General features: G+C 42.3%; 6 protein-coding genes. 2 read left to right on the forward strand and 4 right to left on the reverse strand.

Going from position 1 to position 11,881, the window contains the following annotated elements:
- Window positions 1-19 precede the first annotated feature (19 nt).
- From AB1A65_RS09485 to AB1A65_RS09500, 4 genes are all read right to left on the reverse strand, one after another.
- Entirely contained in the window at window positions 20-1,633 is a 1,614-nt protein-coding gene (locus AB1A65_RS09485; protein WP_366588261.1) for a RagB/SusD family nutrient uptake outer membrane protein, read from the reverse strand.
- A gap of 10 nt (window positions 1,634-1,643) precedes the next feature.
- A complete protein-coding gene (locus AB1A65_RS09490) occupies window positions 1,644-4,613 on the reverse strand; it encodes a TonB-dependent receptor (protein ID WP_366588264.1) in 2,970 nt (989 codons plus the stop codon).
- A gap of 276 nt (window positions 4,614-4,889) precedes the next feature.
- Window positions 4,890-7,688: a triple tyrosine motif-containing protein gene (locus AB1A65_RS09495; protein ID WP_366588267.1), complete on the reverse strand. Its 2,799-nt coding sequence runs from the start codon at window positions 7,686-7,688 to the stop codon at window positions 4,890-4,892.
- A 187-nt stretch (window positions 7,689-7,875) separates the two neighbouring features.
- A complete protein-coding gene (locus AB1A65_RS09500) occupies window positions 7,876-8,541 on the reverse strand; it encodes an arylesterase (RefSeq protein ID WP_366590187.1) in 666 nt (221 codons plus the stop codon).
- 77 nt (window positions 8,542-8,618) lie between these two features.
- Here AB1A65_RS09500 and AB1A65_RS09505 point away from each other — a divergent pair, with 77 nt between their 5' ends.
- On the forward strand, window positions 8,619-9,296 hold the full coding sequence (locus AB1A65_RS09505; RefSeq protein WP_366588269.1) for an ABC transporter ATP-binding protein: 678 nt from the start codon (window positions 8,619-8,621) through the stop codon (window positions 9,294-9,296).
- Window positions 9,296-11,842, forward strand: a complete 2,547-nt coding sequence (locus AB1A65_RS09510; protein ID WP_366588271.1) for an FtsX-like permease family protein — start codon at window positions 9,296-9,298, stop codon at window positions 11,840-11,842. Before AB1A65_RS09505 ends, AB1A65_RS09510 begins: the two co-directional genes overlap by 1 nt.
- The last annotated feature ends 39 nt before the right edge of the window (window positions 11,843-11,881 follow it).

The raw sequence follows: 11,881 nt of genomic DNA on the forward strand, positions 1-11,881 counted from the left end.
TCTTCTTTTGCACTGACGATTAGTTGTACCCTTCATTTTGAGGGTAATTGGGCCCTAAAAGGTCCATTTGCTGCTGTGGTATGGGCCAGTTCTCCATATATTCCCTAAGCAAAACTTTGGGATTTCCTTCTGGATATGATTCGTTCATGTTGTCATTGTTCATGTGATCCAAAAGGAATTCATACAGTTTTCCAGTTCTTTTCAAGGTGAACCAACGTTGTCCTTCAAAGGCCAGTTCGCGTGCTCCTTCATCTAAAATAGCCTGAAGGTCAATGCTATTGACTGGGTCTGTATTGGCCCTTTCCCTAACGGCATTGAGGTATTCCAACGCTTTTGTAGTGTTGTTCGCCATCATGTGCGCTTCAGCACCGATCAAATAGGTTTCTGCCAATCTATAGATCATGATGTTTTTGAAATGGTTACGATCTGTGGGCTCTACGGTCTCATCAAAAAATTTCAACACCCCGGGGTTTTGTCTTCGGTAATACAGCATGAACTCATTTTGGTCGGTCTCGCTGTTTTCGTACAAATCCAATGGGTCACCCAACTCTTTGCCTGGGGGAAGTGCACTTTCATCATTATAAGCATACTCGAAAATGTAATAGGTATTGTTTTTTCGATTGTCATCTGGGTCTTCGTTGAGCAAGTCTATTATGTATTGGTTTAACGAGATGAAACCTGCTCCTGCACCACCGTTTTCAACGGATTGGATAAGTCCTGGAGCATCAGAATAGGCTGAAACCATGTTCCAACTCATGATGTGTTGGCTGCCTCCTCCAATGGTCTCCCTTTCAAAATTGATGGCAAACAACGTTTCAGAGTGGTCCAATTCTCCGGCAAATACTTCTTCTGTGGCCACCAAACTGTGGTTGCCACTGGTGATAATGGCATCAGCTTGTGCAGCGGCTTCGGTCCAATCCTCTTCCCACAAGGCCACCATGGCTCTTAGATGCCGTGCGGCTCCCTGTCCCCATCTGCCAAATTGCTCTGGATTGTAATCCAAATTGTCGATGGCAAAATCCAAATCGGACCGTAGCAAGGAGAAAATCTCTTCAACCGAGGATTTGTCCTGGGGGACATCGAAGGCATTTTCAGGGGTGGTGGGTTCCGTGGTAATGAAAATATTGTTGAACAGCCTGTAGAGGGAAAAATAGGCATTGGCCCGCATACATTTGGCTTCGGCCAAAATCTGATTTTTGCGGCTCTCGTCTATGTCCTGTAAGTTTTCCGCCCCTCTAATAATGGCGTTGCAACGGTCCACAATTCTGTAATGGTGCACCCAGTGGGCATTGATACCGGAAGTGGTTCCAAAATCACCCAAACTGGCTCCCCACAACAATCGACTATAGAGCGATACTTCTCCAGTTATCCCCACCCCCAAATCACTTTTGGCTTGCAGGATCAGGGGATAGGTACCGTTTAAACTAAGGTCTTGATAAATTTCCCGGTTAAGGCTGTAGAGCCCTACCACGGCTGACTCCAATCCTTCAGGAGTGGTGTACAGGAAATCCACGGAGGTATTGGAACGTAGCTTATCTTCTAGAAAATCCTTTTCACAGGAAGAGAGCATTGCAAGGGCAAAAACCACTGCAAAAATTCTTTTTGATACTATATTAAGGTTCATGTTTTTCATATCAATTTTTTTAAAATCCTAATTTGACACCTAGGGTTATGTTTCTGGTCTCTGGGAAAGCGGTTTCAAATCCGTTGATTGGGTTCTGCTCTGGGCTGTACGACCTAAAATCGGTGAATGTGAACAGATTTGTCCCGGTTAGATAGAATTTGGCACTTTGTAACCCTATTTTGGAGAAAGTCCTTCTGGGGACGTTATATCCTAGTGTCAAGGTGCGCAAACGAACATAGGAAGCATCCCTCACCGCAAATGGAAACAAGTGCAAATGCGTGTCCGGTTTTGGTCTTGGGTATTCTGTGGAGGGAAATTCGGGCGTGTAGTATTTGGCCCTGATTCCATTTATGGCCCCTTTCCAAAGTTCGCCGTTGGCTAGGACCGGATTTAACCTGGTGGCTCCTTGGACAATATAAATATCAGCGAACAGGTCAAAGTTTTTATAGGTAATGGTATTGGTAATGGAACCGTACCAGTCTGGGTCTGTATTGGTGAACACATTGTCCCTGTCATCAATTTGACCATTTCCATCTTGATCAACGACCCTAACATCCCCGGGCTGCGCCAATGGATTTCCAGAGCTTGCAATATCGTCACCTTCTTGATAGATACCATCGTATTTGGGCAACCAGATATTGTTGATGGATTGTCCTACGGACAACCTTCTGCCAAACGTATCGGTTATATCGATTTGGTTTCCTTCCTCATCCAGTTCTCCTGTAAGTGAAATTACTTTGTTTCGGTTTCGTGAGAAAATCAGTCCCAAAGACCATGTAAAATTCTCTTTCCGAATAAAATTGGTATTCAATGTGGCCTCAATACCTTGGTTTTCCAGTTCGCCAACATTGAATCGGATTACATTGAAGCCTGTTGTTCCTGCAATGGAACGGTCCAAGAGCAAATCAGTGGTGTTTGCTTTATAATATTCAAAAGTTCCCTCAAAAAGGTTGTTGAAAAGCCTAAAATCGAGTCCTGTATTCAAAGTGGCAGTGGTTTCCCACTTTAAGTTGGGATTGGGCAAACGGGAAGATGCTGTTGCGCCGGCCACTGTTTGATCACCAAATACATAAGGGCGGTCATCAGCCACTCCCAAGGATTCCAAAGGATTGATACCTTGGTTTCCGGTAGCACCGTAACTTACCCTAAATTTCATTTCATTGATGGCATCCACATTTTGCATAAAGGGTTCATTGTGCATTTTCCAGGCAACAGAGGCCGCAGGGAAGAAGCCCCATTTGTTGTTTTCAGCAAATACGGAGGCACCATCGGCACGCGCCGTAGCTTCCAAAAGGTAACGGTCCAAATATCCGTAGCGCAGTCTTCCCAAAAAGGAAAGCAGTCTTCGTTGGGAAACATCCCTGAAATTATTGAGCAGGGTAGTGGCATTGCCATTGTAAAGCAAGGCATCATTAGTGAAACCAGACTTGTCTATTTGTGTATACTCATTGCTCTGTTCGTCAAAAGCATGAACAAAGGTTAGGTTTAAATCGTGGTTATCATTGATTTGTGGGGTGTAGTCCACGATGTTCTCCACAAGAACTTGTTTAAACAGGGTGTTGGATAACACACCAAGGCCGTCAATGCCTTCATCCCCTCCTGAGTGCAATGAGGTTCGATAAAGTCCTCTATTGGTATTTCTGTTTCTTAAGAAGGTTTTTAGGGTGTAGCTTAGGTTGGGTGTAAAATTGTACACCAAACTTAAATTGACGTCGGTTAGGTTAATCTTGGTGTCATCGGTAGATTCCCGTTGGTCCCATAAGGGATTCACAGCGGTGTTTGATGGGCCTAAATAGAACTTCACAAGTTCACCTTCGTCATCAAATGGTTTTGCCAACGGGGTAATGGTGGTAAAGTTAAGTCCTCCGGTCTCTCTATCCTGAGTGGCATTCTGATAGTTAAGAATTCCTCGGAAGAGAAGTTTTTCCGTTAGCTTTTGCTCTATATTCAATTTAAAAGTACCCCTGTCGAATCCTGAATTTGGAATGATACCTTCTTGGGTAAAATAGTTTACGCTGGAGTAGACCTTGGTTTTTTCACTTCCTGCCGAAAAACTCAAAGAGTGACTTTGTATAACGGCATCTCGCAACACCAAGTCTTCCCAATCCACAAAGTTTTGGTTTTCTATGGCTTCCAATTCAAAAGGGGAGAAAATATTCTCATCACTCAGATAAGCACCGGTAAACCTGTTTCTGTTGGCTTCCCTTCTAAGATCAATGAATTGTTGTCCATCATATTGATTGAAGTTTTTGGTCAAGGTTTGCACCGTGGTATACCCATGGTAGTCTATAGTTGCCTTTCCGATTTTTCCGGATTTGGTGGTGACCAAGATTACACCGTTCGATGCCCTTGACCCGTAAATGGCCGTAGAAGAAGCATCTTTAAGAATTTCAATATTGGCAATATCGTCTGGGGCTACATCATTAAGGTTGTCAAAGGGCAATCCGTCCACAATGATCAGTGGGGAGTTTCCATTGGGTGCCACGGAAACATTACCTCTAATAACAATGTTTGAGTTACCACCTGGTCGGGCATCGGCCAAGTTTACCTGAACGCCCGCGGCCCTACCACGGAGCATCTCAGATACGTTGGTTGTGGGGACACTGGTGGCTTCCTCCACTTCCACACTTGCCACGGAGCCTACTACGTTACTTTTCTTTTGGGTACCGTAACCAACCACAATGACTTCATCTAAAGCTTCAGTGTCCTCACTAAGAACAATGCTCATTACATTCTGTGTTCCCACAAGGACTTCTTGGGTTTCAAACCCAACATAACTGAAAACCAGAGTATCGTTGTTTGATACATCTTCTATGGTGAATTCCCCATCAAAATTGGTGACCACACCGTTTGTGGTTCCCTTCACAAGTACATTTACCCCCGGTATGGGACCGGTAGCATCGGATACTGTACCGGTAACGGTCTTTCCTTGTGAAAATCCATAAGCTGTACATAGGAGCACCATTAATTTTACAATGCCATATCTCATTTTAGAGCGATTTTGTTTGAAGGTAAAATTAGGGGGCTTAACGTATTCTTAACAAAGGATTCACCTCTATAAAAAACCTACATCAGCAAAATTTAAGGCCTAAAATTGATTATTTGATATAATAAGGCCTCAAAACATAAGGAATTACAAATATTTAGCGGTTTTGACGAGTTCTTTTAAAATCGGGTAAAGTAATGTGAAAATCAACAGAAGTAGAGTTGATGTAGAGGTATTTTTAAGATTTGTAGAGTGGAGAAGATAGAAAGTAGAGTTGCGCTAAAAGTTTAAAATATAGTCTGTAAGGTTATTTTGGTGTGGAAGGTTAAACTTTTTGCGAAGCCGATAGCGCTTCATTTCTACACTTTTTACCGAGATGTTAAGGAGCGGGGCTATCTCTTTTGATGAGAGGTTCAACCGCAAATAAGCGCACAATCGTAAATCATTGTTGGTAAGGTCCCCGTGCTTGGATTTTATCCTTTTCAGGAAATCTTTATCGGCGTTGTTGAAGGCATCCTCAAAAAATTTCCAGTCGTCTTCACTATTGATGTTTTGATCTATTTCCTTGATAACGGTCTTAATGCTTCTTCCCTTGTCAGAAATGTTGTTCAATTGGGATTTTAAATGGGACAGGAACTTGTTCTTTTTAAGGATACTCATGGTTGAAATGGCCAGCTCACGATTCTTGTTTTCAATTTCATCCTGAAGCTTATCGTTGAGTATCTGCGCAATCCGTTCCTTTTCCTGAAGTTTTCTACGCTCCAGTTCCTTTTCGTTCTTTTTGATCAGCGATTCTTGTTTTTTGCGGTAATATCTTTTGTACAATCTATGGACCAAGATGAACAATAGTGACAAGGCTAGCACATAAACCACAATGGCACTGTTGGATAGATGCCAAGGTCTCGCAATGGAAAACTCATAAGAAGCCATATTTTCCGTGGGAACGTTGCCAACCATTGCCCTAACTCTAAAGGAATATTCACCAAAGGGTAGATTTTTAAAGGTGGTCTCAGAAACTTCGGTCCATTCACTCCATTCGTTGTAAATTCCTTCCAATTTATGTTGATATCGTACCTCGGTATATTTATCGAACTCTGTTACACCATACTCAAATTTTATGTTGTTGTTGGAATAAGTGAACTCGCCAACGGATTGAGGGGAAATCTTAGTGGAGGCATTTCGGTAATCACCATAATAAATGGTATTTATTTTTATGGTATTGGTGATGGAGGTGACCCTGTCCAAATCTAGGGTAACATAACCGTTGGAACTTCCTATGAGATATTCGTTGTCCGCTATTCTGGAGATATTCTCAAACCCTGAAACACCAAGATTGCTCCTCAAAGTGCTTGGAATGGGAATTTTGCTAGTGCTCAATTTACCACTTAAGGTGCTTTGGGAAATATATTTGATGCCATTTTCGGTGAAAAACCAGAGCTTTTGCCCTGTGGTATCCGGTATAATAATGCTGATAGGGTTCCCATCCTCTGCAAAGATCATTTGGGTCAATGTGCTGTCCAAAGTAATCTCGTTTAAACGATTTTTTAAGGTGTAAACGCCAGTATAGGTCTTGTAATATAACTGATTCTTAAACATAAATATATTGGAACTGTGACCAACCGGTTCCTTATTGACCACATTTTTTGGTCGCTCAAGATTATTTTCCAATTCAATATGATACAGCCCCTTTTGCTCATGGTTCACTACGATTTCCAAGGAGTCCAAAATCTCAAAAAATCGACTGGAAATGTTAAAATCCTCAATGGTATTTCGCAGTTGCCAAGATCCTGTTTTCTTTTCCAAAACGCTGAGGCCATTATAATTTCCCTGTAGAATAAGATCGGGATTGCTTCTTATGGGTTTTACACCCCACGTTCCCGGAAAATCGGAAACCAGTGTTGCACGGTTTTCATCCACTACAAAAGTACCGCTGTTATGTCCACAAAAAATGGTGGAATCCACCAGCTGCAGGTTCCAGACCTGACCTTCGGTCCCTCTCACTAACTTGAATTCTTCCGAAGTGTCCTCTCTTCTATAGAAGAGCCCTTGGTTGGTGCCCAAATACAAATAGCCGTTATGGTTGAGTGCTGCATAGACCAACCCAATGTTTCCCAATTTGTCAGTATACTCGTTAAAAGGTGAGTAGAGGTTGATGACACTTATGCCATTGTCGAGCCCCAACCACAAATTATGGTCCATGTCCTCAAACAGAGATAGCACGGTATTGTTGTTGAGCCCTTTTGCTTGATTGATGTTACGTATTAACCGCCCACCCGATGACACATGGTAAAAGCCATTTGATATGCTGCCAAGCACATAGGAGCCATCATTTAAACGTATGCTGCTGTACAACTTTACGTTCAGCAAATCAAGATCTGTTGACCATGGTGATAGCGACTCAAAATCGTATCGGTAAAAATGGGCATCTTCGGTAACAATTAATAGCTCTTCGCCCAGATCATAAATTCCAATTATAGATCGGTTTGCCAAAATGGGGTGGTCGTCCACAAGTATGGGTACCCCGTTTTCAATTGTAAAAAGACCTTGCTTCGCCTTTTGGAAATAAACTTTTCCCTTTACCAAATTAAGATTGGCCTTGGCAGAATTGGCCTCGATAACCTTGAAGTTGTCCTCTAATTGATCGTAGATATAGATACGGTCCAAGGATTGAAATAGCACCCAGTGATCCAAGGCAAGAATGTCCCAAAACTCCTCATCTTCAGAAAGAGGCATCTTCAATCGTTCGGATAACGAGGTATATAAAAGTTGGCCAGTTTCGTCCTTTGTCCAGAACCCAAACTCACGGTAAGAACCTACATATATGTGGTCGTTGACCACTTTTATGGATCGAATAATAGATGAGGAGGGAAGGTTATATCTGTGCCATCTAGTTCCATCAAACTCCAAAAGGCTAGTATGGTTGGCCACATAGATGTTCTTGGAACTTGATTGGGAAATGCCCCAGTTTTGATATTCGCCATTGTACTCCTTTGGTGTGAAATTTTGAATAGGGGGCAACTCTTGGGAAAAGAGATTGAAACTGCAGAATGCCAGAATAAGAATGATAATTGGCTTCAATCCATGTGGTTTTAGTCAAGTACTGATACCCATTGAAGATAAAAAATATGACCAATTCTTGCTAAAAAAAGAATAAAAATCCATGTCAAAAATAGACTCAAATACCTTCCTTTGTCTTTATCCGCCCTTGCCATGCCCTTGAAACCCATTGCTTCCAAGCTACCTGAACTTCGGATTTTTAAACCAGTTATAGAAGGGGACCTAAGACCTCCCAAACATTTTCGGCCACTATTTTTTGCCCTTCAACAGTAGGGTGTATGCCATCACTTTGGTTAAGGTCAGGTATTCCGGCAACATTCTCCAGTAGAAACGGAATTAAGTATACGTTTTCTTTTTCGGCCAATTCGGGGAATATATTTTCAAATCTAGACGTATATTCAAGACCCATGTTTGGCGGGATTTTCATTCCTGCCAAAATAATTTCCGCATCAGGCAGCTTTTCCTGAACCATATCTACCATCGCTTGAAGATTTGACTCGGTTTCATTGAGTGGAACACCGCGGAGACCATCATTCGCACCCAATTCAATAATAACTATGGAAATACCATCTTCAAGCACCCAATCCAACCGATTCTTTCCGCTTGCTGTGGTTTCACCAGATAAACCGGCATTGATAACGCGATAATCCAAACCCAATGAATCAATTCGTTGTTGAATTAGAGTTGGAAAGGCTTCTCCCATTTCAAGACCATATCCCGCGGTTAGACTATCACCAAAAAAAAGAATTTTCTTTTTGGAATCACTTGAAGAGGCCTTTGTCTCAGTTTCAACATTAGATTCTTCCTGATTTTTTTTCTCTGAGGTTTTTCCACCGCACCCCAAAAGTAGGAGAGTCAAAAAATAACAAAACATTAACTGCTTGCGTTGCTGTGGAATTTTTCTGATGAAGGTCAATTTTAGTATTTTGAGAGTTTTAACCAAAAGCATATATGTCAAAGATATTAAAAGTTCAAAACCTCAATAAGACATATCGGAGTGGAGAACACGATCTCAATGTACTAAATGATGTTTCTTTTGAAGTGGAGCGTGGCGAGACATTTGCCATTGTGGGTCCGTCGGGTAGCGGAAAGACCACACTACTGGGGTTATGCGCAGGTCTTGATATTAGCAACGAAGGGAATATATGGTTATGTGGTGAAAATTTGGCAGAACTTGATGAGGATGGAAGGGCTAGGTTAAGAAATGAGAATATAGGCTTTGTGTTTCAGGATTTTCAACTATTACCCACCCTAACGGCTTTGGAAAACGTGATTGTTCCTTTGGAACTTCGAGGCATAAAAAAAGCCGCAGTACACGGTAGGGAACTGTTGGCAAAAGTGGGATTGGAAGATCGTGCTGGACATTACCCTTCACAACTTTCGGGAGGGGAGCAGCAGCGTGTGGCCTTGGCCCGCGCGTTTGCCAATAAACCTTCTATTTTATTTGCCGATGAGCCTACCGGGAATCTGGATGACGAAACCGGTGCCAAGATTGAAAAATTGTTGTTTGAACTAAATAAAGAACAAGGAACCGCTTTGGTTATAGTGACGCATGATTTGGAGTTGGCGCAAAAGACCGACAAAAGTATTCGGCTACGGTCCGGTAAATTTGAGGAAAGTTATAGCTGATGCAGGAAGGGCAGAAAAAACGCACAGGAATAGGGTGGTTGTTTAAGATGGCATGGCGAGACGGAAAAGCAAGCTTTGGCAAGCTTTTGTTGTTTATTTTTTCCATTGCGCTGGGAGTAGCTGCAGTTGTCAGTGTACATTCCTTCAGCGGGCTGCTCAAAGAAAATATTTCATCACAATCCAAAGAACTTCTAGGTGCCGATTTTGTCATTGAAAGTGATAAGCCGGTCAATGACAGGGTCATTGGAATTATGGATTCCCTGGGTGGGGCTGATGCCAAGGAAATCAATTTTCTTTCCATGGGCGCTTTTCCAGGGAATGAAGGCACTAAACTGATGGAGGTCCGGGGTGTTGAAGCTGGTTTCCCCTTTTATGAAGGTTTGGAGGCCAATCCAAGTTCAGCTAAAGATAATTTTCGAGAAAATGGAGCATTGGTGGATGCCACCACCATGATTCAATTCAATTTAAAAGTAGGGGATAGTATAAAACTTGGAGCGGTAACATTTCCCATTGTCGGAGCTTTAAAAACAGTTCCAGGGAGTAATTCAGTCTTTGGTGCCATTGCCCCTCCGGTATTGATTCCATACAATTATATCGAAGCCACAGGTCTTGTACAAACAGGAAGCCGTATCGACTACAAGTATTATTTCAAAGCAGATGTAAGTCAGGATATGGAACTGCTTGAAGATGAGCTTGACCCTGTCCTCGACAATGAAGATGCTGATATTGATACGCATGTATCCGAAGCAAGGCGTATGGGGAGACGGTATGAAAATTTTGGAAAGTTCTTGAATCTGGTGGGATTTATTTCGCTTTTGTTGGGTTGTGTTGGTATCGCAAGCGGAATGAGCATTTACATTCGGATGAAATTAAAATCCATTGCTGTTCTTAAATGTTTGGGAGCCACCAAATGGCAGAGTTACCTCATATTTTTTGTTCAAGTTGCCTGTATGGGGCTTATTGGCGGATTGTTGGGTAGTTTGGCAGGTTATTTTATTCAGCGGTTGTTCCCGGTATTGCTAGGGGACTTGCTTCCTGTGGACGTTGGGATTTCCCTCTCTTTACAAAGTATAGTATTGGGAGTTGCTTTGGGCATAACCATGTCGGTTCTCTTTGCATTGTACCCTTTGATAAAGACATTGTACGTTTCCCCATTGCAGACATTACGAGTGGTAGAAGAGAAGAGGACTCGTTCCTTCAAGTATACCATTTTAGTTGGAGCGGCGATTGTCCTGTTTGTGCTTGGGTTTTCGTATTGGCTTTTGGGTGATTTGGAACGGTCGCTGTTCTTTGTATTGGGTTTAATCGTAGTTTTCTTGATTCTAACCGGAGTGGCCCAATTTTTTATGGGCCTTTTAAAGCGATTTTTTCCATATTCCTGGAGCTTTACGGCTCGCCAAGGCCTTCTAAATCTGTTCAGACCACAGAATCAGACCCTTATTTTAGTACTGGCCATCGGTATTGGAACATTCCTGATTAGTACCTTGTATTTAACCAAGGACATGCTCTTGCAAAAAGCAACTATAGAAGATAGGGCCAATAGTGCTAACATGATTTTGATGGACATTCAAACTGAACAATCAAAATCCATCGCCAACACAATTACATCATCGGGATTGCCGGTAATCGATGAAATCCCCATCGTGACCATGCGGGTTGAAACCTTGAAAGGAAAGCATGTGGAGGAAATCCGAAAAGATACCACTTCACAAGTGAGCCGTTGGATATTAAATCATGAGTTCAGGGTAACCTACAGGGACAGTCTTATTGGTTCTGAGCAAATTGTTGAAGGTGAGTGGGCTGCCTCTTCCGGTAATGGTTCAAATGTTCCCATTTCGGTGAGTGAAGATTTTGCGAATAGAGCCATGGTAACTGTGGGAGAAAAGGTCAGTTTCAATGTTCAAGGCAGAATAATGGACACAGAAGTAAGAAGCATCCGGCAGGTGGATTGGAGTAGGTTACAACCCAACTTTTCTGTGGTATTTCCTTCAGGGGTTCTTGAAAATGCCCCTCAATTTAGGGTCATGACCACAAGAACAACAAATGATGAGAATTCCGCTCAATTGCAACAAAAACTGGTTAGGCAGTTCCCGAATGTTTCCATTTTAGACCTTAATCGAATGCTGACCCTTTTAGAAGACATACTCGGAAAAATAAGCTGGGTTATCAATTTTATGGCGTTTTTCAGCATTTTTGTGGGCGTGGCGGTTCTGATGGGTGCGATTTACAGTAGTAAGCACCAACGCGTAAAGCAAGGTGCGCTGTTACGCACACTAGGGGCGAAAGGGACACAGATTTTAAGCATAATTTCCATTGAATATGCCGTATTGGGATTCTTGGGTGCGTTCATGGGAGTCATACTGGCCGTGATCGCCAATGCTTTGTTGGCATATGCACTTTTTGAAACAACTTTTGCCCCTTCCATAGTTCCCTTCTTAATCATTATGCCATTAATTATCTTACTTGTTTTTGTGCTAGGGGTGGGAAACAGTCTGGGTATCGTCCGAAATTCACCGTTGGTTGTTCTGAGAAAAGAGAAGGAATAAAGGAATCAAAACCAAATTTATAGCGATTTGTTTGATATT

Source organism: Allomuricauda sp. ANG21 (genome assembly GCF_040705235.1).
In the GTDB taxonomy this organism is placed as follows: domain Bacteria; phylum Bacteroidota; class Bacteroidia; order Flavobacteriales; family Flavobacteriaceae; genus Flagellimonas; species Flagellimonas marina.